This window comes from Mycobacterium tilburgii (genome assembly GCF_902168065.1).
Lineage (GTDB): Bacteria > Actinomycetota > Actinomycetes > Mycobacteriales > Mycobacteriaceae > Mycobacterium > Mycobacterium tilburgii.
Genome location: NZ_LR655691.1, coordinates 81,616 through 105,177, shown reverse-complemented (window position 1 = coordinate 105,177; position 23,562 = coordinate 81,616). Strand labels below are relative to the sequence as shown.

Genomic DNA, 23,562 nt, shown 5'->3' with positions numbered 1-23,562 from the left:
ACTGATGGGGGAGGCAGACCCAAGTTCGCTGATCGCCTGCATATCCTGAACGCGTGCAAGGCGACGGCGACGGCTGGGTGATCTCCGACAGCGGCGCCCACTACTGGGGTCGGTACGGCGCGGCCGGTCTGTTGTTGCGGGCGCCCCGCCCCGACGGCACCCCTGCCGTGCTGCTGCAACACCGGGCGATGTGGAGCCATCAGGGTGGCACCTGGGGTTTGCCGGGCGGCGCTCGGGACAGTCACGAAACCCCAGAGGATACCGCGGTTCGCGAGGCCCACGAGGAGGCGGGTCTGCCCGTCGAGCGGTTGGCGGTGCGGGCCACGGTGGTCACCGCCGAGGTCGCCGGGCGCGGCGGCACCCAATGGAGCTACACCACAGTCGTCGCCGACGCTGGCGAGTTGCTGCACACCGTGCCCAACCGGGAGAGCGCCGAAATGCGTTGGGTCGCCGAGGACGAGGTGGCCGAGCTGCTGTTGCACCCCGGTTTCGCGGCGAGCTGGCAACGGCTGCGCACCGCGCAGGCGCGGGTGCCACTGGAGGACACCGACGAACGGCGTCAGCAGCTGCCGCGCACCCTCGAGATCGAAGCCGGCGTCTTCGTCTGGTGCATGCCGGGCCCGCGGCTGCGGGCCGATGAGCCGCCCTCGCAGCTGAGCCCGCAGATCAGCTCGCTGCTAGAAGCGCTGACCTGAGCTTTTCTGCCGCCGCGCGCGGGTCCTCGGCCGTGGTGATCGCCCGCACCACCACGATCCGCCGGGCGCCGGCGTCCAGCACCTCGGGCAGCCGCCGCGCATCGATGCCGCCGATCGCGAACCACGGCTTGTCGCCGTCGGCGCTGGGGTTCTGTTGCGCGGCGGTGCGGATCAGTCCCAGACCCGGCGCGGTTCGGCCGGGTTTGGTGAACGTCGGCCAGCACGGCCCCACGCACAAGTAGTCGACGTCGCCGGCCGCGCCGATTCGGGCGGCCGCGACCTGTTCCGCGTCATGCGTGGACAGACCGATCAGCGTGTCCGGGCCGGCGATGTCGCGGGCCACGGCCGGCGACAGGTCGCCTTGGCCCAGGTGCAGAACGTCGGCGCCGGCGGCGCGGGCGATGTCGGCGCGATCGTTGACGGCGAACAGCGCGCCGTGCCGGTGGGCCGCGTCCGCGAGGATTTCGCAGGCGGCCAACTCGTCGCGGGCCTCGAGCGGCCCGAACCGCTGCTCGCCGGGCGACCCCTTGTCACGCAGCTGAATGATGTCCACTCCGCCCGCCACCGCCGCCTCGGCGAACTGGGCCAAATCGCCGCGCTCGCGCCGCGCGTCGGTACAGAGATAAAGTTTTGCGGAAGTTAGTCGGGTAACACGTGGATGCACACAATGACGCTAGCGCGCTAGCGTGGTACCCGGACAATTTTAGAGACACGGGAGTCCCGGGTGATTGCGGGGCTGAGAATGGGCACATCCAGAGCCACCGGACCTGCCCTTACCGTCACACCTGATCCGGATCATGCCGGCGAAGGGAGCTGGGGATGATTTCAAGCAAACAGACGCTGGCCGTCATTGGCGGCGGTGTCATTGGGCTGTCCGTGGCGCGTCGAGCGGTTCAGGCCGGCTGGTCGGTGCGGGTGCACCGCACCGACGTGCGGGGCGCGTCCTGGGTCGCCGGGGGCATGCTGGCGCCGCACAGCGAGGGCTGGCCGGGCGAGGAGCACCTGCTGCGATTGGGCCTTGACTCGCTGCGGCTGTGGCACGAGGGCGGTTACCTGGATGGGTTGCCGCCGGGTGTGATCACCGCGCGGGAGTCGCTGGTGGTGGCCGTGGACCGGGCCGACGTCGCCGATCTGCGCACGGTCGCGGAGTGGCTGGAGGCCCAGGGCCATCTGGTCATCTGGGAGTCGGCGGCGCGTGACGTCGAACCCCTGCTGGCGCAAGGTATCCGACACGGTTTTCGGGCGCCCACCGAGATGGCCGTGGGCAACCGCGCCGTGGTGGATGCGCTGGAGGCGGACTGCGAACGTCGTGGCGTCACGTGGGCGCCGCCGGCCGAGGACCTGTCGCGGGTGGAGGGTGACGCGGTGGTGATCGCCAACGGTATCGACGCACCGACGTTGTGGCCCGGCCTGGCGGTGCACCCGGTCAAGGGTGAGGTGCTGCGACTGCGCTGGCGCAAGGGGTGTATGCCGTTGCTGCGCAGGGTTGTTCGCGCCCGCGTGCACGGACGCCAGGTCTACGTGGTGCCGCGCCCGGACGGGGTGGTGGTCGGCGCGACGCAGTATGAGCACGGCCGCGACACCGCCCCGGTGGTGTCCGGCGTACGCGACCTACTCGACGACGCGTGCGCGGTGCTGCCGGCGCTAGGTGAGTACGAACTGGCCGAATGCGCGGCCGGGCTGCGCCCGATGACGCCGGATAATCTGCCGCTGGTAGGCCGCCTGGACAAGCGCACGCTGGTGGCGGCCGGGCACGGCCGGTCGGGTTTCCTGCTGGCGCCGTGGACAGCGGAACAGATCGTCGGCGAACTTGCTCCGGTCGGGGCGCGCTCATGATCGTCATGGTCAACGAGCAGGCGGTCGAGATCGACGGGCAGACCACGGTCGCCGGTTTGCTGCAATCGATGGGCTTTCCGGAACGGGGCATCGCGGTGGCGGTGGACGACGCGGTGCTTCCCCGATCTAGCTGGACGACAACACTTTCCGATGGTGCTCGGGTTGAGATAGTGACGGCGGTGCAGGGTGGCTGATTCCAAATTGACGATCGCGGACCGCAGCTTCGCGTCGCGACTGATCATGGGGACCGGGGGAGCGACGAACCTGGCGGTGCTGGAGGCGGCGCTGGTCGCCTCGGGCACCGAGCTGACCACGGTCGCGATGCGCCGCGTCGACGCCGACGGGGGCACCGGTCTGCTCGACCTGCTCAACCGGCTCAACATCACCCCGCTGCCCAACACCGCGGGGTGCCGCAGCGCCGCCGAAGCGGTGCTCACCGCCCAGCTGGCGCGCGATGCCCTCGACACCAACTGGGTCAAACTCGAGGTAATCGCCGACGAGCGTACCTTGCTGCCCGACGCGGTCGAGTTAGTCCGGGCGGCAGAGCAATTGGTCGACGACGGCTTCACCGTGTTGCCCTACACCAACGACGACCCGGTGCTGGCCCGCCGGCTCGAGGACACCGGCTGCGCGGCGGTGATGCCGCTGGGCTCGCCGATCGGAACCGGCTTGGGGATCAACAATCCGCACAACATCGAGATGATCGTGGCGCGGGCCGGGATCCCGGTGGTACTCGACGCCGGCATCGGCACCGCCAGTGACGCCGCGCTGGCGATGGAATTGGGTTGCGACGCCGTGCTCTTGGCCAGCGCCGTGACCCGCGCCGCCGATCCGCCTGCCATGGCCGCCGCGATGGCGGCCGCCGTCACCGCCGGTCATCTGACCCAGGGCGCCGGACGGATCCCGAAGCGGTTCTGGGCGCAAACGTCCAGCCCACAGCGCTGGCCAATGTATTGACATCGGATGAACTGCCGGTGGTATCCACCGTAGCGGTGGCGGCACCGATGCAGCAAAACCTGCAGTGAAGGCGGTTACGGTCGCGACTCGCAGAGTGGAAGTGAGGTAAGGCATCGTCAACTCCTGAAAATAGTTCAACCGCTCAGCGGGCCGCGCTGACGATATTCGTGTTGTGAGAATGATCGTAGGGATAAACCCCCGGACGCAACCCATTCCGCCGAATACCATTTACATCGGCATCATTTGGTGTGGGTCAGCCGTTATTTCGCCACGATTTGGTACAGCGCGGGCACATCGGCCCCGGCGGTGCGGATCACGCCCACAGCATGTTCTTGCCGGTGTTGGCCCAAATGATCTCGGCGTGGTTCTGAAAGGTCCTCCACGCAATTGATCCCGCGGTCGTGGTCGAGCTGCCCTGATGTCAGAGCGTGGGCGCGGGCTTGTCCCCGCAGTTGCTCAGGGTGTCGCCGCCGATGAGTGCATTAAACGAGCTCGTGGGACCGTCGTCGCCGAACAGTAAGTACTTGGCCAGGATCGGCTCGGTCAGGTCGGGGCTCGTCCCGCACCAGGTAGGCCAGTGCACCGCGGGGAACCGGCTGGGTGGTGCAGTTGTTCAGCCCATACCCTTTCGAGAGCACGCTGGCCAGTGTGTTCTCCGCCGCATTGCCGGTGTCGGGATCGGCCGCCACGGGGGCGGCCGATCCCGACCGTGGGGGCCGCCGCCCCTCGCGCCACCGTGGCTAGGTAACCCATTCCGCGCGACCGTAGGATCGTGCGTCGGTCGGTCAATACAATCCGTTGGTGAGCGGGTTGTGAGCACAGGGCCAGTAAGGCGAGGCGCAGGCGGCCGCCGATGCCGCCAAGGAGTGGGTGAAGTGGTCGCTCATCGCCGTGTTCGTTAGCGCCGTCCTCTACGCCATCGTTCTGGGAATCATCGCCCTGACCGTTGACACCTCGACATCTACTACCCTGGCCGCGATGCGCTGAAAAGCGGGCTACGCTCGCGGTCATGCGCCAGGGACATGTTGCGGTTAAACTCGGCGCCCCGCTGGTGGTCGCCGCGTCCGCCACGTTGGTGTGCGCCGCGACCTGGCTGGGCGACCCGACCACGCCGGGTGGGCCCCTGCCGGTATGCCCCACCAAGGCGCTGCTCGGCATCGACTGCCCAGGCTGCGGCAGTCTGCGAATGCTGTATTCGCTGCTGCACGGCAACCTGATGGCCGCCGCCAGGTTCAATGCGTTGGGTCTGGCGGCGGTCGTGCTGTTGGTGTGGGCGTATGCGGTGTGGACCTACGGTCAAGTCAAGGGCCGGCACATCCGAAGCTGGCAGCACCAGCGCTGGTCAGCCGCGGTGGTGCTGTCGTTGGTCATGGTTTGGTTTGTGGTGCGCAACATTTCGTTTGCCCCATTTAGCGGGCTGTATGTCTGAAACGTCTAACCTTAGACGCGATGGTGAACAAATCCCGAGCGTTGGCGGCGATCCTTGCCGCGGTCGCCCTCGCCGCGACGCTGAGCGGCTGCTTCCATCGGTCGGCGAACTCGCAGCCGGCCAGTAACCCGCGGCGGCGGAATTCGCCGGGGCGCTGCACAACAAGGTCACCGCCGACGCCATGATGGTGCATCTGACGAAGCTGCAAGACATCGCGAACGCCAATAACGGCACCCGAGCGGTTGGCATCCCCGGCTACTTCCCGCAACACGTCGAATCGCTGAACCTCGATGGACAGGGGACACCGGGCTATGACGCCAGCGTCGAGTATGTGGAAAAAGCCTTGCGGGACAAAAGCTTCGACGTCGCCACGCCCTAGTGCTACCGGCTGTACGCCGTGTCACCGGGCAAGCCGTCGCTGACAATCGCCGGCAGCACCTATTCGGTGGACCAGGCCTCGCTGCTGGTCCGGACGCCGCGCGACGGTCTGACCGGCCCACCGGTGCGTCCTGGGCAACCGTAGGGTTACGCTGTGGGCGATTATCCGGCGACGCTGCCCGCAGGGGCGATCGCCGTCGTCGACGACGCTCGGTGCTCGGTGGTCGACAAGCAGAACAGCGCGAAGGCCAGGGGCGTGGCGGCGCTGATCGTGGTGAGCGCGCCCAGCGGTCAGGGTGCCCCGCCGAACTTGTTTCAACCCCTGACGATGCCCGTGGCCGTGGTCGGTAGTTACGGCGGCAACGCGCTGGCCCGCACCACCGCATCGGTACGCCTGGTGCTCGACGCCGAGAACATCAACGTGACCACACGAAACGTTCTGGCGCAGACCAAGACCGGCTCGACGAAAGACGTCATCATGGTCGGCGCCCATCTGGACGGACCGTGCACCGGACCAGGCATCAACGACAACGGATCCGGCGTGGCCGCCGTGTTGGAAACCGCGTTACAGGTCGGCCCACTGGCGCCGGTGAACAACGCGGTGTGGTTCGTGTTCTGGGGAGCCGACGAGGATGGCCTCAACGGGGTGCTGGATTACGTGTTCGGTCTGAACGACGAGCAGCTCAACGACATCGCGATGTACCTGAACTTCAATCTGCTCGGTCTGGTCGGCTTGAAGATGGTCAATCCGCTGCTTCGGCTGCCGTTCGACCCCTGCTACGCTTTCTCACGGTCGGTTTTCTGGCGCCGGTCTTCCGCGACGCGCTGGGCCTCACTTGGACCGAGGTCGAGCAGCGGCGCTTTGAACGGTTGTTCTTTTTGGTCGCTTTCGTGAACCGATTCATTCCCCCGTTCCTGTACCAAGGGGGAAGCCATGTACTGCTGGCGGGATGTCCGAGCGCCGGGTCGAGCGACGCGAACCGCTGCTGTAGTCGCCGGGTGAAGATGCGAGGCGGGTCATGGAGCCGTTACGACGTATTCTGTAGCGCGGGGTGACCGTCGGCGCGCTGCTGGAGATCGCGCTGTGGCTTGCCGTGCCCTACATCGCGGCGGCGTCTGGGCCGCGATCCATCCCGAACGGCTGCACGAGCTCGAGGCGGAGTGGAGCAAGATGGTGCCGGCCGGCGCGAACATGGCCGCCCTTGGCGAGGTGATCGTGTTGTGGCCCGTGGTGTTGCTGCTCCCCACCTCGTGCATGCTGCCGGGGTCGTGACGGCTACCCCAACATCCGCAGCGCCGCGTCAACCGCGAGCGCGGGTACATCGAGGGTGCTGGAACGCAAATCGTGTCGCGCGCCGGTGATTTCGATGACTTCGGTCGGCGCCGCGATCAGCGCCGCAGCATCGCGCACCTCGACGGGTGTACCGAATGGATCCGAGGTGCCGTGGGTGAACACGGTCGGCACCCGGATGTCGGGCAGGTGTTCGGTGCGCAGCCGCTCCGGCTTCCCCGGCGGGTGCACCGGATAGGAGAACAGCGTCAGGACGTCGATGTGCGGTGAGTTCGTTTCGGCCACCACCATGGAGGTCTGCTGGCCTCCGTAGGAGTGCCCGCCCGCGATTAGCGGGCGGTCGGCCAGGCCGAGGCAGACGGTGATCGCCTCGACGATGCCCGCGCGGTCGGTGGTCGCCGAACCTGACGGGGGGCCTTTGGGGCGGCGCCGCCGGTAAGGCAGGTTGTACCGGATCGCCAGCCAGCCACGGCGGGCCCACTCGTCGCAAATCTGTTGTAGCAGTGGAGAATCCCGATCGCCTCCGGCGCCGTGAGTCAGCACGACGACACCGCGCGCCACCTCGTCGGGTGGGTGCGCGATGCCCGCGATCGTGTCGAGATTCATGCGAGCCGGAACAGTGGAGAGACGGGCCCGTGACCCGCTCCGAGTGGGTAGCCGGCGCGCAGGCATTCGGTGACCCAGCGCTTGGCGAACCCGACGCCGTCAGGCACGGTGAACCCGTATGCCAGCGTGCAGGCGGCCGCGGCGGCCAGCGTGTCACCGCCGCCGTGGTCGTTGCCGGTGGCTATCCGCTTCGCGACGAACTCGTGGAAGTCGGCGCCTTCGGAAGGCCCGTACAGCAAGTCGCAGCTGCGTTCCGACGAACGCAGGTGGCCACCCTTCACCAGGACCCACTGCGGTCCCAGCGCGTGAAGCGCCTTCGCGGCCGCGCGCTGCGAGTTGGCATCCACCACGTCGATACCGACCAGCAGTCGCACCTCGTCGAGGTTCGGGGTCACCAGCGTGGCCAACGGAAAGAGCTGGCCGCGCAGCGAATCGAGAGCCGCTGGTGCCATCAGTGCACCGCCGTGCATCGACGCGGCGACCGGGTCGACGACCAGCGGCACCGTCAACCCGAGGCGGCGCCAGGTGGCGGCCACGGTGTCGATGATGCGGGGCGATGCCAGCATCCCCGTCTTGGCGGCCTGGACACCGATGTCGGTGACCACGGCCTCGATCTGGCTCGCCACGACGTCGTCGGGAACCTCATGAAAGCCCTTGACGCCCAGCGTGTTCTGCGCCGTCACCGCGGTGATCGCGATGCAGGCGTGCAGGCCCAGCATCGCGATCGTGCGCATGTCGGCTTGTATGCCCGCACCGCCCCCGGAGTCCGATCCGGCGATCGAGAGCACCCGCGCCGGCGTGCTGCCCGGCGGCGGCACGGGCAGCACCGGAGGCGAAAAGGTCACTGCGCCAGCGGTAGATACACCCGGTTGCCGTGCTCGGCGAACTCGCGAGACTTCTCCGCCATGCCCTCCGACATCGCCGCCTCGATCGCTTCCTCGCTGCCGAGCCCGTGCTTGGCGGCGTAGTCGCGAACATCCTGGGTGATGCGCATGGAGCAGAACTTCGGCCCGCACATCGAGCAGAAGTGCGCCGTCTTGGCGGGTTCGGCCGGCAGCGTCTCGTCGTGGTATTCCCGCGCGGTGTCGGGATCCAGTGACAGCGCGAACTGGTCATTCCAGCGAAACTCGAAGCGCGCCTGGGACAGCGCGTTGTCGCGATCCTGGGCGTGTGGGTGGCCCTTGGCCAGATCTCCCGCGTGCGCGGCGATCTTGTAGGCGATCACCCCGTCCTTGACATCCTTGCGGTCCGGCAGCCCCAGGTGCTCCTTGGGTGTCACGTAGCAGAGCATCGCTGTGCCGGCCTGGGCGATGATGGCCGCGCCGATCGCCGAGGTGATGTGGTCGTAGGCCGGCGCGATGTCGGTGGCCAGCGGGCCCAGCGTGTAGAACGGCGCTTCCTCGCACCATTCCTCTTCCAACCGCACGTTCTCCACGATCTTGTGCATCGGAACGTGTCCGGGGCCTTCGATCATCACCTGCACGCCATGGGATTTCGCGATCTTGGTCAGCTCACCCAGGGTGCGCAGTTCGGCGAACTGCGCGGCGTCATTCGCGTCGGCGATCGAGCCGGGCCGCAGCCCGTCGCCCAGCGAGAAGGTGACGTCGTAGCGGGCGAAGATCTCGCAGAGCTCGTCAAAGTTGGTGTACAGGAACGATTCCTGGTGATGAGCCAGGCACCACGCGGCCATGATCGAACCGCCGCGCGAGACGATGCCGGTGACGCGCTTGGCGGTCAGCGGCACATAACGCAGCAGCACACCGGCGTGCACGGTCATGTAGTCCACACCCTGCTCGCACTGCTTGATCACGGTGTCGCGGTAGAGCTCCCAGGTCAGTTCGGTCGGGTCGCCCTCGGTCTTCTCCAGCGCCTGGTAGATCGGCACGGTGCCGACCGGCACCGGCGAATTGCGCAGGATCCACTCGCGCGTCTCGTGGATGTTCTTGCCGGTGGACAGGTCCATGATGGTGTCGGCGCCCCACCGGGTGGCCCACACCATCTTGTCGACCTCTTCGGCGATCGACGACGTCACCGCCGAGTTCCCGATGTTCGCGTTGACCTTGGTCGCGAACGCCTTGCCGATGATCATCGGCTCGATCTCGGGGTGGTTGTGGTTGGCCGGGATGACCGCGCGCCCACGGGCGACCTCGTCGCGCACCAACTCGGCGGGCCTCCCTTCCCTAGCGGCGATGAACGCCATCTCAGCGGTGATTTCACCGGCGCGGGCGCGTTGCAGCTGCGTGCCGCGGTCGCGGACCAACCTGGCACGCGGCGGCAGCCCGGCCGACAGGTCGATGGTGGCGTCTGGATCGGTGTACGGACCCGAGGTGTCGTACAGGTCGAAATCCTCGCCTGTGGCGAGGTGCACTCTGCGCAGCGGAACACGCAGGGTGACGCCGCCGGGTCCCTCGACCGTGCGGTAGGCCTTACTGCTGCCCGCGATCGGTCCGGTGGTCACGGACGGTGCAGTGGTGGGTGACAAGGTGTCGGTCATCTTTCATCTCCCTACGCCGGCATTACCCGGTCAGGTTCGTACGGTCGACGGCCCCAAGCCGTCCTCTCAGCACACTCAGCGTGCGCTCCCGCGCCTGTTTACTTTTGGTGTGGCTGGATTGCCCGCACCGACGTTACCCTGACCGCGCACGGATTGCGCCGCACGGGGACCACCAGAGCGATCTAGATTACGAAAACCTGCCGGGCGCCGCGGGGCGGAGACGCTTTCCCGACGGGTGCGTCGCCGTCCGATGAATTCGTGGGGGTGGAATGATGAGCCCGTGCAGCAGCCCAAACAAACGGGCGCCGAGGGCGCGGAGGCCGCGCTCCCGTACCTCAATGTCGGCAGTTTCCGGTTCTGGTTCGACGGTGAACGCTGGGAGTGGTCCTACGAGGTTGCGCGAATGCACGGCTGCGAGCCGGGCACGGTGACGCCAGACGACACAACCGATGTTGTCTACACAAGCACCCCGAGGACCGGGAGCACGTTCGCGATCTGCCGCACCACGCCCTGCATTCTGGGGAGTCGTTCTGCATTCCGGGGAGTCGTTTTCCAGCCGTCACCGCTTCGTCGACACCACGGGCGGCGTGCACGAGGCGATTGTCGTGGCCGATCGTATGCTCGACGATGCGGGCGCGGTGCTGGGGACTGCGGGCTACTACATCGACCTGACGAGCACATTCGACGAGAACCAGCCGGAAGTCCTCGACGATGCGCTGCCCGATCTGTTCGAGAACCGCGCGGTCATCGAGCAGGCTAAGGGTGTGTTGATGGCCGTCTACCGGGTCGGCCCCGATCAGGCATTCCGGGTGTTGCAGTGGCGCTCGCAGGAGACCAACGTCAAACTACGCACTCTGGCCAAACAACTGGTCGACTAGGTCAGCGCTATGCCACCGTTGTCGGCGCCTATCCAGGGCCGGTTCGACCAACTGCTGCTCACGGTCCATGAGCGGATCCGCGCCGAAACGGGCCCCGAGCCCGGCCCCCAAGACCAGCTAGGCTTCTTCCATCGCCTCGCCGAGCTTCTCGAGCAGCTTGTTGTGGTGATTGCTGGCCAGCAGGTGCCCCGCCGCGATGACCAGCGCGACCGGCCAGTCGATCAGTTCGAACGCGGCCAGCGCGGCCAGACCGCCGTAGTAGGCCAGCTGTTCGGGGCGCGGGATCTCGGTCTGACCGACCAACGGCAGCTTCACGACGAACGTTTCGCCTTCGCGGATTTTCTGCACCGCGTCGCGTTGCGACGTCGCGCAGCGAGTTTTCTTTTCCGCCATCATTTGCCTTTCAGTAACGAAGGGTTTGCCAACCCTCCGGGTGAGTTTGGTCACTGTCGGAGCTATGGCGACCAAGTCGACAACCGAAATCCTGGCCGATCCGATCGTCGCATCACTCGTTTCGGTGCTGAGTGTGCCGTTGTTCGAACTCTATGCGTTGCTGTGGCGGGCAGATCGTGGAGATCGTCGAGCCGGATCGCAGGCACCGCAGGCCTCCCCCGGTTCTCGGGCCGGGCGCCTCGCGGCCGCACGGGCAGTTGTGCCCCGATCCCTCGGTACACGGATCAAAGCGGTCCGGCCGGCCGCAGCACGCGACGGCATAACCCGTTCTGGGTCCGTTCCGGCCCGTTCCCAATCAGTTGGTGCTGCGTAAGTTGGTGGCGCCCGCCCGACGTCCGGTCGCCTTCTTTGCCGGCGACTTGGCGGCGGATATGCGCGGGGTGACCTTTTGCGGGACCGGCTCGCTGGGCACTCGGGTGAGACTGGCCTTCGGCGTGGCTTCGTCCCTCCGGTTCAACCGGCGCAACACCAGTGCACCGCCGCCGACGGCCAACAGCACCGGCCATTCGACCAGCCCGGTCAGCCCGAGCGCGCCGATGGCCAGCGCGGCCGCCGGCGTGGAATGACTGCCCGAGTTGATGCCGCGTTTGATGCCTTCCGCGGCTCCGGTGACGCCACCGACAATTCCGTTGACTGCCGCGCCCCCGACGGCGCCCGCGGCGGCGGTGGTGGCTTCTGCCGCGCGATTGACTGTTCTTCCCACGCTGCGGACTGCACCGCCGACGACACCCATGATGACTCCCTGGTTCTTCGGTCGCATTCGTTGCAAACGCGTAGCAACATGTATACCCGCCGAATGGTAAGTAAAGGCTGTGACAACAAATTGTTCACGCTTATAACACGCGAAATGCTGCCACGTTCGGAACGCGCAGACAATGCGCGGCTGTCGCTTTACTCAGGTGTCAGATTGACAAACACCGGCGCGTGATCGCTGGGCGCCTTTCCCTTGCGCTCTTCTCGCACGATCTGCGTGTCCACTACCCGGCCCGGCCAGCGCTGGTGAGGCGAGGATGAAGTCGATGCGCATGCCTTGCTTTTTCTGGAATCGCAGTTGGGTGTAATCCCAATACGTGTAGACACCCGGGCTGGGGGTGAAAGGCCGGACTACATCGGTGAATTGCGCGTCGACGATGGCGTTGAAGGCATTTCGTTCGGGTTCGGAAACGTGCGTGGCGCCGACAAAGAATTCGGTGCTCCACACGTCTTCATCAGTAGGGGCGATGTTCCAGTCGCCGACCAACGTGATCTGCGTGGACGGATCGTCGCGTAACCATTCGGCCGCAGTATACCGCAGGGCGGTAAGCCAATTCAGCTTGTATGTGTAATGCGGATCGGCCAGTGTGCGACCGTTGGGCACGTACAGGCTCCACACCCGGACCCCGCCGCGGGTGGCCGCCAATGCCCGGGCCTCGGCCATGGCCTCTACGTCCGGCTTGCTGCTCCAGGTGGGCTGGCCGTCGAATCCGATCTCCACGTTGTCCAGGCCGACCCGAGATGCGATGGCCACGCCGTTCCTATTGGGAGGCCGACGTGGGCGACCTCGTAGCCCGCCTCCAGGAACGGCAGGGCCGGGAATTGACCGTCGGAGCACTTCGTCTCCTGCATGGCGATCACGTCGACATCGGCGCGACCGAGCCAGTCGATGACGCGGTCGACACTACTGCGAATGGAGTTCACGTTCCAGGTCGCCAGTCGCACCCGCCGTGAATCCGGACGCCGTGAGTCGCCGCCATCAACCGTGCCGTCGGGCATGGCTAGACCGTATCCCAGCCGCCCTGTCGGGCGTCGAAGTAGCGGCGGTCATGGTGCAGGCGGAAAGCCAGACGATGCGCCAAGCCGGCTGCGACGGCGTCGTTCTCGGTGACGACGAGATAGCCGCGCGTGGCGCCGAGCTGCACCCCGGCGGCCAGTACCGCCTCGTACCGCCGCGCCGCCGACTCCTCGTCGGCACCGTCGGTACCGCCCGGCACGGAAATCCCTACCCACCGGGTGCCGTCCGGCGCGTCGGTCACTGTCGCGCGATCCCCGTCGTCCGGCGAGGCGTAGCTCGAGGTCGGTGGTGCAGGTCCCGCACCAGCACCCGGCTCGGCCGATACGGCCACCGCTCGCGGTGGCACCGCCAGCAACCGGTCGGGGATGGCCAGCCACGGAATCACGCCCCGTTGCTCGTACCAATCCACGATCGCGGGCACCGCGCTGAGCCGGGCCGAAATATCAAGGGGCAACGCCGAATTGCCGGTCGGGACTGGCTTGGTCTGTGGCCCGCAGCAACTAGCCGTCGATCCAGGCGCGTTCACCGCCGGCGCGGGCTGTCGCGGCGGCGTGCTCGAGCGCGCGGATCGCTGAGGTGCGGATCGGCGTATCGGTCAGCACCCGCAGCGCCACCGCGTCGTCGGCCGCGAACTCGACCACGGTGCCGGTCTTCGTCCGCACCCGCACCGACCGCCAGCAGGTGGCCGACCGCGTCCGTCAGCGGCGAGACCGATCCGGCGGGACGCCGGTAGCGCACCGTAACCCGGGTTCCGAGGTCCGGCCACGAGACCATCAGTGACCGAACGGATCCGGTCCGTCGCCGGGTTTCCAGGACAGGCCGGGCACGCCCCAGCCGTGGGACTTGACCGCCCGCTTGGCGGCGCGCGCATGCCGGCCGATGAGACGGTTTAGGTAGAGGAAGCCATCCAGGTGGCCGGTCTCGTGCTGCAACATCCGGGCGAACAATCCGGTGCCCTCGATGGTGATCGGTTTACCGTAGGCGTCGAGGCCGGTGACCCGGGCCCAGGTGGCGCGCCCGGTGGGGAACGACTCGCCCGGAACGGACAGACAACCCTCGTCGTCGTCACCGGGGTCAGGCATGGTCTCCGGGATCTCGGAGGTTTCCAGGATCGGATTGATGACCACGCCGCGGCGCTCGTTTGTGCCACGATCGTCGGGGCAGTCGTAGACGAACAGTCGTAACCCGAATCCGATTTGATTGGCGGCCAGACCGATGCCGTGGGCGGCGTCCATCGTCTCGTACATGTCGGCGATCAGTCCAACGATGTCGGCTGGCAGCGACCCGTCAGCATCGACGTGGACGGGTGTCGTCGCGGTGTGCAAGACGGGATCGCCCACGATCCGAATGGGTACGACTGCCATGGTCGGCTAGCTTAAGCCCGCCGACGATGCGCGCCGCAAGGCAGCGGGCTGTATGCGCACCGGGGCGCCCCTCCGATGCAAGCTATGAAGCCAATCGGCCGACTCGCGGGTCTGGATGACGACTTGAGGGTTCGCGGCGTGATTCAATACTCGCCGAAACATGCCTCTAGGTAAGTCAAGTCATGCGAGCAACACGGAATTCGGCGGAAGGGTCCAGGGGAAGCGATATGGACAGCGCCATGGCGCGGGCAAATCGATCGGGGGACGATGCTGAGACCGCCGATGGGCTGACCCGACGCGAACACGACATCTTGGCCTTTGAACGGCAGTGGTGGAAGTTCGCCGGTGTCAAGGAAGACGCGATCAAAGAGCTGTTCTCGATGTCGGCGACGCGGTACTACCAAGTGCTCAACGCGTTGGTGGATCGGCCCGAGGCGCTGGCGGCCGACCCGATGCTGGTGAAACGGCTACGGCGGCTGCGCGCCAGCCGGCAGAAGGCGCGCGCCGCCCGGCGCCTCGGCTTCGAGGTGACCTGAGTAGCTACAGTAGGGCTCGATGAAAGAGCGCGTGCCCGACTCGACGGGGCTCCCACTGCGGGCCATGGTGATGGTGCTGTTGTTCCTCGGCGTCATCTTCTTACTGCTCGGGTGGCAGGCGCTGAGCTCGTTCGGGAAGTCCGACGACGACTCGGCCTCGGCGGGCTCGAGCGTGACCAGCTCCGCCAGCGCCACGCCGGCGACCTCGACGAGCCCGAAGCCCGCCAACCAGGCCGACGTGCACGTCTACAACATCTCCGGCAAGGACGGTGTCGCCGGCCGCGCCGCGGACCAACTCAAGGCCGCCGGCTTCAAGGTCGTCGACGTGGGCAACATGTCGCTGCCCGACGTGACGGTGATGACGGTGTACTTCACCGACGCCGAGGGTGAGCACGCCACCGCCGACGCGGTGGGTAAAAACCTTGGGGCCGCCGTCGAACCGCGCATCCCCGCCCTGTCCGGTGAGCCACCGGGCGTCATCGTGGTGGTTACGGGCTGACTCGGAGTCGTGCGCCGGGTTAGGCTTCTGCTATGCCTAAGCCCGCCGGTCACCGCAAGGTTGTTCTCGCCACCTTGTCCGCAGCCAATGTCGTCGCCGCGCTGAGTGCGTGCTTGTCGCCCCTACACGCCTCCTCGGTGCCGGGCACCACGCCGTCCGTGTGGACGGGATCGCCTGCGCCGTCGGGATCCGCGGCTGCCGAGGGTGCAAGCGAGGGAAAGCCAAGCATCACCACACACCTGCCCGCGCCGGACGGCACCCAGGTGGCGACCGCGGCGTTCGACTTCAGCAACGACTACGCCACCATCACGATCGCGACGACCGGGGTCGGCGGGATCACGCCGGGCTTCCACAGCGTGCGCATCCACAAAATCGGCAAGCGCGAACCCAATTCGGTTGCCCCACCGGCGGCTCGCCCGGCGACTTCCTCTCGGTCGGCGGCCATTACCAAGCGCCCGGCCACTCCACCCAACCCGAAAGTGGCGACCTCACCTAGCTGCAGGGTGCGTAAGGACGGCATCGGGACGCGGGTGACCACCACCGACGCGGTCACGACGGAAGACTGTTGAGTGGTGAAAAGACCGCGATCATCATCCACGCCGGCGCCGACAACTTCGGCAACATCCCACCGGAACGCTACAACCAGACCAGGAGAAGCAAGTAGCGTGCGGCGCGCTACGGTCTGGACGCGGTGATCATCCTGGATGCCGAAGCAACGAGCGCATGGTCACCGAGGATCTCGCCGACGTGCTGACGCGGCTGGAGCCGGTCGCCAAGGCGCTGCACTGCAGTGAGGAACTGGCCGCGGTGGAAGGCATTTGGCGCAACGGCGCCTCATATAAGCGACAGCGGCGGATGGCCGAGGAGCACGACGGCGATCTGCGCGCGGTCGTCGATGCGTTGGTGGACGAGCTGGACATCCGAGCTGGACATCTAGGTTGGCGTTATGGCGGATCCGGAAACGATTGAGCTGGCGATGTTTCCGCTGAGGCGGCGTTTCTGCCGAACCAGGATCTGTCGCTGCGTATCCTAGAGCTCCGCTACGTCGCGCTGGTGCGGCACTGCCTGCGGACCGACGAACCCTTCGGTGTCGTGATGATCTCCGCGGCCGTGAGGTCGGTGGTGGTGACGAGCGGTGCGACGTCGGCGTGCTGTGCCACATCGACGAGTGCATCGACGCGGGCGCGGACCGCTACGAGCCGCACACCCGAACCGGCGAGCGGATTCGGGTGTGCGGGTGGCTGCCCTACGATCCCTACCCGCGGGCGTCGGTGCGCCGCTGGCCTGATGAGGCCGGCGATCCGGTGATCCCGGCCCAGCTGGTCGACGTCGAGGACCGGATGATGGCGTTGTTCGAGCGGATCGCCGAGTCCCGCGACACCGCACTGCCGGACCGCGAGGTGTTGCTGGGTTCGGGCCACTCCGATGCGGGACAGCGGCTGTTCGCGTTGGCCGGTCGCATACCGATCGGCGCGGCCGACCGGTATGCCGTGTTGTCGCCGCCAACCGCGGCGGACCGGTTCGTCGCGCTGCGCGAGGCGGTCGACACGCTCGCGGAAATGGTGGAGTTCCAGCTGTCGGATTAGCGGTGTGATTTTATGGGGAATTGGTTGAGCGACTGGACGGTTGAGTGAAGGCACATCTGCAGGTCAACGGATCGCCGACGGGTGTGTCGGCGAGCGCCGCCGAGACCGGCGCCGATGGCCTGTTCACCTTCGAAGGTCAACACGATGTCTTCTTCCCGCTGCTGGTGGCCGCCCGGGAGACCAGCCTCGATCTGATGACCAACGTCGCGATCGCCGCGCCGCGCAGTCCGCTGCACCTGGCACACGCCGCCTACGATTTACAGGTCTTCAGAGGTGGCCGCTTCCGGCTCGGTCTGGGCTCGCAGATCAAAGTCCACATCGAAAAGCGCTACGGCAGAACCTGGGACCAGCCGGCCGCATGCATGGCCGAGACGATTGCCGCGCTCAAGGCGATTTTTGCGGCCTGGGAGGGCCAGTCTCCCTTGAACTTTCGTGGCGAGTTCTTCACCCATACGCTGATGGCGCCCAATTTCAATCCGGGGCCCAACCCCTTTGGGCCGCCGCCGGTGCTGATGGGGGCGCTGGGCCCGATCATGACGCGCACTGCGGCCGAAGTCGCCGACGGCCTGCTCGTCATGCCGTTCAACAGTGCCCGGCATTTCGCCGAACGCACCCTGCCAGCCCTCTACGCGGGACTGCGCCGTGAGGATCGAAAGGCCAACGATCTTCAGGGTGATCGCGCAGGCCATGGTCGCGGTCGGCAGCACCGAGGCGGACCTGACCGCGGCCGTCAACGGCGTCGCGTCGTTGATCGCGTTCTACGGGTCGACGCCGGCATACCTGCCGGTGCTCGAGATCGAGGGCTGGGCCCGTGACGCCGCCCGCAGCGCCGCCTCGCGCACCAGGGCAGCAAGATCAGTGGCTACGAAAACTGTTGTGCTACTGCAGATATCATCAAGATTCAGCTCCTCGGTGGGGGCGGATCGTAGCAGTGTTTCGAGCAGCGCCTTGCGGGTGCCACCGTCGGGAAGCGTCAAGCTGAGTTCCCGGTCGCACAGCTCGGGGGAGCGCAACCGCGGATCGAGGTGGTCGGGACGCGCGGAGGTGGCGATCAGTGCCACCCCGTCGGTGGCTACCGCGTTGCGCAGCTCGGCGAGGATCAGAGCGGCCACCGGCTCGGCGGTCTCCGGCAGCAGCGCGTCGACGTCGGTGATCAGCAGCACGCCGCCATCGTTGCGGACCGTGGTCGCCGCGGCGGCTACCGTCTTGAGCCGGTCTTCGGCCGCGAGTGCACCCGCCTCCGGGCCGTCGAGTTCGACCAGCCGGCGTCCGGCGCACACCGCGCGCACCATCGTCGCCTTGCCCACCCCCGGCCGGACCAGAAACCAGCACCCCAAATTCGTTGTGGCGCCAAGGATTTCAGCAGGTGCGGTTTGTCGAGGGCCAACTTGAGCCACTCGCTCAGCTTGCCGGCGTGCACCTGGGAACCCTAAAGGTCGTCGACATGGATTGCCGGGTTGGCGATATCGGCCCGTTCAGCCCGGCCCGTCGCGACACCGGCGTTGGGCACCACACCGTCGCCCTAGGTGACCAGGGAATTCGGCTGCACGCTCACCGGGCCCTCGGGATCAACCGCGGTGACGGTGAGCAACTCCGAGGTCCAACTGATCCCGACCGCCAGCGCCCGGCTGGCGGCCGACGTCGAGGTGCCCGGCCCGAGGTCGCGGGGCAGCAGCGACACCGCGTCGCCCACCGTCATGACCTTGCCGAGCAGCGCCTGCCGCAGCGTCGCCGGGCTGATCGACCGGGTGGCAAACGAAGAGCCGCTCAATGTCACCGAGCGCGCGCCGTACACCGTGACGGCGCCGACGATCAACGCGGTGCCCCCGCGCAGCCCCGCGTTGGACAGCGTCACGTCGTCGAGCAGCACCGTGCTGACCGGGATGTCCCGATCGGCCAGACCCGCCACGGCGGCGGTGGTTCGCGATCCCGTCAAGGATACCGCATCCCATTCCCGAATGCTCAGCGCAGCAAGGGCATTCGGATCCAGCCTGACGACGCCGCGGCGCGAGTCAACGGCTGAGGTGTTCAGACGGGCGGTCAGCGTCAGCTGCCCGGGCCCCGCGGCAGTCATGGTAATCGCCCACCCGGCTTACGAAGTCCCAGCCGCGCCACCGACCGGCCGCCGGATCTGCCGAAGCGGACGATCGGCCGCCGGTTCGGCTGCGCCTGCCGATTCGTCCGCCGTACCGCGCGCCGCTGCTCGGGCTTTTCGTCCCACACCTCCGGGTGCTCGGCCAGCCACCGCTTGTTGCGCACCGCAAACGGGACGTGACACAGGTAGGCGATGATGATCACCCAGATCAGGACGTAGTGGACCAGCACCGCCGCCGCCGCGCAGATCGCCAGGAGTGCCAGCAGCGGGGCCGCCCAATTGGGCGGAACCGCGGCCGCATGCATCTTGCGCATCGGGATCTTGCTGATCATCAGAATGGAGGTTCCCGCGATCCAGATGCACAGGAACAGCGGCGCCGACCACCAGCCGTCACCGAACTGCAGCTTGAGCCCGATCAGGCCGATCATCGACACGGCGCCAGCCGGGGCGGGCATCCCGACGAAAAACTCACGCGCATACGCCGGCTGGGTCCCGTCGTCCTGCAGCGCGTTGAACCGCGCCAGCCGCAGCACCACGCACACCGCGTAGAGCAGCACTGCGATCCATCCCACCGGCGAGGTCGACAACAGCGTCACGTAGAGCACTACCGCCGGGCTCACCCCGAAGTTCACCGCGTCGGCCAGCGAGTCGATCTCCTCGCCCAGCCGTGATTGGGCCTCCAGGATGCGGGCCACCCGGCCGTCCAACCCGTCCAGGATCGCCGCCGCGGCGATCAACGCCATCGCCGCTTTGGGCTGGTGCTCGAGCGAGAACTTGATCGACGTAAACCCCGCGCAGATCGACAGCACCGTCATCGCGCTGGGCAGGATCTGCAGGTTGACCGCTCGGCCCCGGATCCTGTTGGTCATGGCAGCTCCGCCAACACGGTCTCGCCGGCCACCGCGCGCTGGCCGACTCTGACGATCGGCTCCGCGCCTGGGGGTAGGTAGATGTCGAGCCGGGAGCCGAACCGGATGAGGCCGTAGGTGTCGCCGATCGACAGCTTGTCCCCGGCGCGCGCGTTGCACACGATACGACGGGCCACCAGCCCGGCGATCTGGACGGCGACCACCTCGGCGCCGCTCTCGGTTCGGATTCGTACGCTGGTGCGCTCGTTCTCGTCGCTGGCCGAGGGCAGGTCGGCCGACCCGAAGCGGCCCGGCCGGTGCTGCACCGCGATCACCTGGCCGCTGACCGGGGCGCGCAGCACGTGGGCGTCGAAGATCGACAGGAAGATGCTGATCCGCGGCAGCGGCGTGTCGCCCATTTTCAGCTCCGCCGGCGGTGCCGCGGAGTCGGCCAGACAGACCAGGCCGTCCGCCGGTGCGACGACGGCACCGGGCCGGGCAGGCGGCACCCGCGGCGGGTGCCGGAAAAACGCGGCGCACGCGCCCGCGGCCAGCAGGCCCGTGCGCCGCGGCCAGCGGTGGTTGCGGCCAAGGATGGCCAGAGCCAGACCAGCCAAAATGAACGGCAGCCCTGCGGGGTGCACTGGCGGAACGGTCTCGCGCAGCAACTCAAGCATATGTCGAGGGCTGACAGTCAGACCTTGCAAGGACTGGCCTTCTGAAGCGGAAGGACGGGGGCGTCGTGCCACCCGCGTCATCTTACGGAGTTTGGGCAGCGTACTGGTTGGTCCGGATCCCGGCCGGGAAGGATGTTGGTAATACGATCGAGGGGGTCGTTCGCGGAGGCCAGCCACCGCAGGTGATGCGACGCGGGCGGGCCGTAACTGACCACACTGCCCGTCTCGGGGTCGAGGATCGCGCGGCGGAACTGGCGTTTGCCGCGCGGTGAGGTGAGCGATTCGGCCAGCACCGCGGGCCGGTGTGGGCGATACGGAGCCGGCAGCCCCATCGCCATGCGTAGCGCCGGCCGGATGAACACTTCGAAGGACACCAGCGCGCTGACCGGGTTACCGGGCAGGGTGACGATCGTCGTGCCGGCGACCCGGCCGACCCCCTGAGGCATCCCCGGCTGTATTGCCACCTTGACGAATTCGACGCTTTCCCCGCCTCGCACGCCGTCGGGACCGAACGCGTCCTTGACCACCTCGTAGGCCCCGGCACTGACACCACCGCTGGTGATGATCGGGTCGAACCCGTTTTCGGTGTGCTGTTCCAGGAGCGCGCTGAACTGCGCGACATCGTCCTCGGCGGTCGCGACAGCGATCACCTCCGCACCGGCCTCCCAGCACGGCCCTGGCCAGCATCACCGAGTTGGTCTCGTAGATCTGACCGGGTTGCAGCGGGGTGCCCGGCGTCACCAGCTCGCTGCCCATCGACATCACCAACACCCGCTGCCGCGGGATCACCGGCAGCTCCGCCAATCCCAGCGCCACGGCCAGACCCAGCACCGCCGGCGTCACGACCTGGCCCGCACGCAGCACCGTGGTGCACGCGACGACGTCCTCGCCGGCCCGCCGGATGTGCTTGCCGGGCGACCGAGCTCTGCTGGATCTCCACCGAATGCAAGCCGCCGTCGGTGTTCTCCACCGGCACGATCCCCGTCGCGCCGGCCCGGCACCGGCGCGCCGGTCATGATGCGGTGGGCCGTCGCCGGTTGCATCGTCAGCCGGCGAGAACACCCTGCAGTCGTTCAAGGAGCATCCGCCGGACTGGGTGATCGCCGCCGACAACATCGCGTTCCTCGATCTCGGACCGGTCTTCGAGGAATGGGAAGCCGACTTCGGGCGCACCTTCGTGTTGGGCAACGATCCCGCTAAACACGCTGTGCGCGAAGCGCTTCCGCGAGTGTGGCAGGCCGGGCGCGACTACTTCGGCGAACACTCGGGCGTCACCGGTGCCGAGTTGTATGACCGCATGGTTGGCGCGGCCCGCGCCGAGGGCTTCGAGTGGGGCAGCCCCATCGCCGGCCATCTGGTCGGCGAATTCTCGCACTGCAAGATCGTTGGCGACGGCGTCAAGTGGTACACCGCGCCCGGCTCGAACCGGCTGCTGCGGCACGAAGACGCCGCAGGACGGCCGTGCCACTGGATCCTGGAGAGCCACCTGGTCGACCGACCGCGCGGGTTCGGTGGCTTTTACGAGCAGCTACTCGATCTGGCTCGCTAGTCGAACGGATACGTCACCCCGGTGAGCTCCTCGGAGACCGCCTACAACCGGCGCTGCGCGTCGACGTCGTGCGACTTCTCGCTGGAGGCAACGACCTTCGGGTAACCGCGCTGCTCGGCGAAGCCGCCGGGCCGTAGTACTGCTCACCCAGCACGCCGGGGTCGGTCGCGGCGCGTAGCGTCGGCAACGCCCCTATGGCCTTCTCCTGGAACAACGGCTCGATCCCCATTGCGATCAGCATCAGCGGTTCGGACAGGGCGGGTCAATTCGCCGCGCGAACCACCGGGGTGGGCTGCCACCGCGATCGTCGTGCCGTGCGGTGCCAGCCGTCGTTGCAACTCGTAGGTGAACATCAGGTTGGCCAGCTTGGCCTGTCCGTAGGCGCCGACACGGCTGTAGCTGCGCTCCCATTGCAGGTCGTCGAAATGAATGTCGGCCTGGATGCGGTGGCCGATGCTGCTGACCGTCACCACCCGCGCGAGCCGGAGACCGGCAGGATCCGGTCCAGCAGCAGCCCGGTGAGGGCGAAGTGGCCCTGGTGGTTTGGTGCCGAACTGCAACTTGATGCCGTCCTTGGTGGTCGCCTTCGGCGTCCACATCACCCCGCGTTGTTGATCAGCAGGTCGATGCGGTCATGCGCGGTGCGCAGCGCCTTGGCGGCCTCCCGAACCGATGCGAGCGACGTCAGGTCGAGCTCCTGCAGGGCGACATCGGCGTGGGGACTGCGGGTGGTGATGCGCTCCGCGGCGTCCTTTCCCTTGTTGAGCTCGCGGACCGCGAGCACCACGTGGGCGCCGTGCTCGGCCAGCGCCAGGGCGGTCTCGAAACCCAGACCCGTGTTGGCTCCAGTGATGACGGCGACCCGGCCAGACTGGTCGGGGATGTTCGCGATGGTCCATTTGGTCATGACCGGGCTCCTTAAATCTAGTAAAGTAAACAAAGCGAGCGCTCCGTTTTGTCAACCACGAAGGGGTGAATGGATGGCGCAGCCCGAACGTCGGCTGCGTGCTGACGCGGCGCGTAATCGGGCACGCCTGCTCGACGTCGCCTACGACACCTTCGCGGCGGAGGGCTTGTCGGTGCCCATCGACGAGATCGCCGGCGTGCCGGCGTCGGTGCCGGTACCGTCTACCGGCACTTCCCGAGAAAGGAGGCGCTGTTTCGGGCCGTGATCGAGGACCGCATGCGCCTCCTCGTCGATGACGGGTATGCCCTGCTGCAGTCGGAGGGCCTGGGGGAGGCCCTGTTCGCCTTCCTGCGTTCGATGGTCTTGCAGTGGGGCGCCGCGAACCGCGGCCTGGTCGACGCGCTGGCCGGGTACGGAATCGACATCGCCTGCGCCGCACCCGAGGCCGACGAAGCGTTCAAGGCCATGCTGGGCGAGCTGCTTCGTGCCGCCCAGGAGGCCGGCACCGCGCGGCGCGACGTCGACATGCGGGATCTGACGGCGATCCTGGTCGGCTGCCAGGCGATGCGGGCCTATGACTCGGCGCTGGCCGACCGGGTGACCGACGTTGTCGTGGATGGGTTACACGCTGGGCGATAGCGGGTGAGCTTCTTGCACTCGGCATAGGCGAGTGCTAAGAATGACGTTGGCACTCGCGATGGGCGAGTGCTAGG

The 23,562-nt window shown here is 67.3% G+C and carries 19 protein-coding genes, 14 pseudogenes and 1 riboswitch; of the genes and pseudogenes, 17 read left to right on the top strand and 16 right to left on the bottom strand.

The window, feature by feature from the left end; all coding sequences use genetic code 11:
• The first annotated feature begins 53 nt into the window (after nt 1-53).
• Nucleotides 54-695, top strand: a complete 642-nt coding sequence (locus FQ389_RS01940) for an NUDIX hydrolase (protein ID WP_144205942.1) — start codon at nt 54-56, stop codon at nt 693-695.
• On the opposite strand, the gene thiE is transcribed toward FQ389_RS01940, so the two are convergent.
• Nucleotides 667-1,359: a thiamine phosphate synthase gene (thiE, locus tag FQ389_RS01945; protein ID WP_144205943.1), complete on the bottom strand. Its 693-nt coding sequence runs from the start codon at nt 1,357-1,359 to the stop codon at nt 667-669. The two genes, FQ389_RS01940 and thiE, sit on opposite strands and share 29 nt — an antisense overlap.
• Nucleotides 1,360-1,514: 155 nt before the next feature.
• Between thiE and thiO the strand changes: the two genes are divergently transcribed.
• Genes thiO through thiG form a run of 3 tightly spaced genes read left to right on the top strand, consistent with a single transcriptional unit; the run spans nt 1,515 to nt 3,488 of the window.
• Nucleotides 1,515-2,531, top strand: a complete 1,017-nt coding sequence (gene thiO / locus FQ389_RS01950; protein ID WP_144205944.1) for a glycine oxidase ThiO — start codon at nt 1,515-1,517, stop codon at nt 2,529-2,531.
• On the top strand, nt 2,528-2,725 hold the full coding sequence (thiS, locus tag FQ389_RS01955; RefSeq protein ID WP_144205945.1) for a sulfur carrier protein ThiS: 198 nt from the start codon (nt 2,528-2,530) through the stop codon (nt 2,723-2,725). Before thiO ends, thiS begins: the two co-directional genes overlap by 4 nt.
• Nucleotides 2,718-3,488: a thiazole synthase gene (gene thiG / locus FQ389_RS01960; RefSeq protein ID WP_144205946.1), complete on the top strand. Its 771-nt coding sequence runs from the start codon at nt 2,718-2,720 to the stop codon at nt 3,486-3,488. Before thiS ends, thiG begins: the two co-directional genes overlap by 8 nt.
• 421 nt (nt 3,489-3,909) lie before the next feature.
• Here the strand turns inward: thiG and FQ389_RS17640 are convergent, their stop codons facing one another.
• The gene (locus tag FQ389_RS17640; RefSeq protein ID WP_186296234.1) at nt 3,910-4,071 is read right to left on the bottom strand and encodes a hypothetical protein; all 162 of its coding nucleotides are present in this window, start codon (nt 4,069-4,071) and stop codon (nt 3,910-3,912) included.
• A 426-nt stretch (nt 4,072-4,497) separates the two neighbouring features.
• Here FQ389_RS17640 and FQ389_RS01965 point away from each other — a divergent pair, with 426 nt between their 5' ends.
• The 4 genes and pseudogenes from FQ389_RS01965 (at nt 4,498) to FQ389_RS01975 (ending at nt 6,568) form a co-directional block, all read left to right on the top strand.
• A complete protein-coding gene (locus FQ389_RS01965; RefSeq protein WP_144205947.1) occupies nt 4,498-4,917 on the top strand; it encodes a DUF2752 domain-containing protein in 420 nt (139 codons plus the stop codon).
• Between the two features lie 20 nt (nt 4,918-4,937).
• Nucleotides 4,938-6,019 (top strand): annotated as a pseudogene (locus tag FQ389_RS01970) (M28 family peptidase); the annotation flags it as partial.
• On the top strand, nt 5,911-6,351 hold the full coding sequence (locus tag FQ389_RS21915) for an oxygenase MpaB family protein (protein ID WP_407662725.1): 441 nt from the start codon (nt 5,911-5,913) through the stop codon (nt 6,349-6,351). The pseudogene FQ389_RS01970 and the gene FQ389_RS21915, both read left to right, overlap by 109 nt.
• A 28-nt stretch (nt 6,352-6,379) precedes the next feature.
• Nucleotides 6,380-6,568 carry a hypothetical protein gene (locus FQ389_RS01975; RefSeq protein WP_144205948.1) on the top strand — a complete coding sequence of 63 codons (189 nt, stop codon included), beginning with the start codon at nt 6,380-6,382 and terminating at the stop codon, nt 6,566-6,568.
• A gap of 3 nt (nt 6,569-6,571) precedes the next feature.
• Here FQ389_RS01975 and FQ389_RS01980 read toward each other — a convergent pair whose 3' ends face one another.
• The 3 genes from FQ389_RS01980 to thiC form a co-directional block, all read right to left on the bottom strand.
• Complete coding sequence (locus FQ389_RS01980; RefSeq protein WP_144205949.1) at nt 6,572-7,192, bottom strand: alpha/beta hydrolase family protein; 621 nt, start codon at nt 7,190-7,192, stop codon at nt 6,572-6,574.
• Complete coding sequence (thiD, locus tag FQ389_RS01985) at nt 7,189-8,037, bottom strand: bifunctional hydroxymethylpyrimidine kinase/phosphomethylpyrimidine kinase (RefSeq protein ID WP_144205950.1); 849 nt, start codon at nt 8,035-8,037, stop codon at nt 7,189-7,191. Before thiD ends, FQ389_RS01980 begins: the two co-directional genes overlap by 4 nt.
• A complete protein-coding gene (gene thiC / locus FQ389_RS01990) occupies nt 8,034-9,686 on the bottom strand; it encodes a phosphomethylpyrimidine synthase ThiC (RefSeq protein ID WP_407662723.1) in 1,653 nt (550 codons plus the stop codon). The genes thiD and thiC overlap by 4 nt, the downstream gene beginning before the upstream one ends.
• Nucleotides 9,678-9,788: riboswitch (TPP riboswitch) on the bottom strand. It overlaps the preceding gene by 9 nt.
• A 148-nt stretch (nt 9,789-9,936) precedes the next feature.
• On the opposite strand from thiC, the pseudogene FQ389_RS01995 reads away from it, so the two are divergent.
• Nucleotides 9,937-10,651: pseudogene (locus tag FQ389_RS01995) on the top strand (ANTAR domain-containing protein); the annotation flags it as partial.
• Nucleotides 10,652-10,681: 30 nt separating this feature from the next.
• Here FQ389_RS01995 and FQ389_RS02000 read toward each other — a convergent pair.
• The 5 genes and pseudogenes from FQ389_RS02000 to FQ389_RS02025 all read right to left on the bottom strand — a co-directional run bounded on the left by FQ389_RS02000 (nt 10,682) and on the right by FQ389_RS02025 (nt 14,152).
• On the bottom strand, nt 10,682-10,957 hold the full coding sequence (locus tag FQ389_RS02000; RefSeq protein ID WP_144205951.1) for a hypothetical protein: 276 nt from the start codon (nt 10,955-10,957) through the stop codon (nt 10,682-10,684).
• 355 nt (nt 10,958-11,312) lie between these two features.
• The gene (locus FQ389_RS02010; protein WP_144205962.1) at nt 11,313-11,750 is read right to left on the bottom strand and encodes a hypothetical protein; all 438 of its coding nucleotides are present in this window, start codon (nt 11,748-11,750) and stop codon (nt 11,313-11,315) included.
• 162 nt (nt 11,751-11,912) lie between these two features.
• Nucleotides 11,913-12,769 (bottom strand): annotated as a pseudogene (locus FQ389_RS02015) (exodeoxyribonuclease III).
• 2 nt (nt 12,770-12,771) lie between these two features.
• Nucleotides 12,772-13,562: pseudogene (locus tag FQ389_RS02020) on the bottom strand (GNAT family N-acetyltransferase, cg3035/Rv0428c family).
• Nucleotides 13,562-14,152 (bottom strand): peptide deformylase, encoded by a 591-nt coding sequence (locus tag FQ389_RS02025; protein WP_144205952.1) that lies wholly within the window; start codon nt 14,150-14,152, stop codon nt 13,562-13,564. The pseudogene FQ389_RS02020 and the gene FQ389_RS02025 overlap by 1 nt, the downstream one beginning before the upstream one ends.
• Before the next feature lie 227 nt (nt 14,153-14,379).
• Between FQ389_RS02025 and FQ389_RS02030 the strand changes: the two genes are divergently transcribed.
• The 6 genes and pseudogenes from FQ389_RS02030 to FQ389_RS18755 all read left to right on the top strand — a co-directional run.
• Entirely contained in the window at nt 14,380-14,688 is a 309-nt protein-coding gene (locus FQ389_RS02030) for a DUF3263 domain-containing protein (protein ID WP_144205953.1), read from the top strand.
• A gap of 19 nt (nt 14,689-14,707) precedes the next feature.
• Nucleotides 14,708-15,187 carry a LytR C-terminal domain-containing protein gene (locus FQ389_RS02035; RefSeq protein WP_144205954.1) on the top strand — a complete coding sequence of 160 codons (480 nt, stop codon included), beginning with the start codon at nt 14,708-14,710 and terminating at the stop codon, nt 15,185-15,187.
• Between the two features lie 32 nt (nt 15,188-15,219).
• Nucleotides 15,220-15,851, top strand: a pseudogene (gene sodC / locus FQ389_RS02040) (superoxide dismutase[Cu-Zn]).
• Nucleotides 15,852-16,156, top strand: a pseudogene (locus FQ389_RS02045) (hypothetical protein); the annotation flags it as partial.
• Nucleotides 16,134-16,773, top strand: a pseudogene (locus tag FQ389_RS02050) (LON peptidase substrate-binding domain-containing protein). The pseudogenes FQ389_RS02045 and FQ389_RS02050, both read left to right, overlap by 23 nt.
• Nucleotides 16,774-16,817: 44 nt before the next feature.
• Nucleotides 16,818-17,580 (top strand): annotated as a pseudogene (locus FQ389_RS18755) (TIGR03617 family F420-dependent LLM class oxidoreductase); the annotation flags it as partial.
• Here the strand turns inward: FQ389_RS18755 and FQ389_RS21910 are convergent.
• The 5 genes and pseudogenes from FQ389_RS21910 to FQ389_RS02075 form a co-directional block, all read right to left on the bottom strand.
• A pseudogene (locus FQ389_RS21910) lies at nt 17,580-18,208 on the bottom strand (AAA family ATPase); the annotation flags it as partial. The pseudogenes FQ389_RS18755 and FQ389_RS21910 sit on opposite strands and share 1 nt — an antisense overlap.
• Nucleotides 18,209-18,298: 90 nt before the next feature.
• Nucleotides 18,299-18,847, bottom strand: a pseudogene (locus FQ389_RS21905) (AAA family ATPase); the annotation flags it as partial.
• Complete coding sequence (pssA, locus tag FQ389_RS02065) at nt 18,844-19,737, bottom strand: CDP-diacylglycerol--serine O-phosphatidyltransferase (RefSeq protein ID WP_144205956.1); 894 nt, start codon at nt 19,735-19,737, stop codon at nt 18,844-18,846. The pseudogene FQ389_RS21905 and the gene pssA, both read right to left, overlap by 4 nt.
• Nucleotides 19,734-20,465, bottom strand: coding sequence for a phosphatidylserine decarboxylase (locus FQ389_RS02070; protein ID WP_407662724.1), 732 nt, complete (start codon nt 20,463-20,465; stop codon nt 19,734-19,736). The genes pssA and FQ389_RS02070 overlap by 4 nt, the downstream gene beginning before the upstream one ends.
• Nucleotides 20,466-20,470: 5 nt before the next feature.
• Nucleotides 20,471-21,460, bottom strand: a pseudogene (locus FQ389_RS02075) (molybdopterin molybdotransferase MoeA); the annotation flags it as partial.
• Between FQ389_RS02075 and FQ389_RS02080 the strand changes: the two are divergent.
• Nucleotides 21,442-21,942: pseudogene (locus FQ389_RS02080) on the top strand (M24 family metallopeptidase); the annotation flags it as partial. The pseudogenes FQ389_RS02075 and FQ389_RS02080 overlap by 19 nt on opposite strands.
• A 41-nt stretch (nt 21,943-21,983) precedes the next feature.
• Here the strand turns inward: FQ389_RS02080 and FQ389_RS02085 are convergent.
• Nucleotides 21,984-22,849 (bottom strand): annotated as a pseudogene (locus FQ389_RS02085) (SDR family NAD(P)-dependent oxidoreductase).
• A 73-nt stretch (nt 22,850-22,922) separates the two neighbouring features.
• Here FQ389_RS02085 and FQ389_RS02090 point away from each other — a divergent pair.
• Nucleotides 22,923-23,488 (top strand): annotated as a pseudogene (locus FQ389_RS02090) (TetR/AcrR family transcriptional regulator).
• Nucleotides 23,489-23,562: the final 74 nt, after the last annotated feature.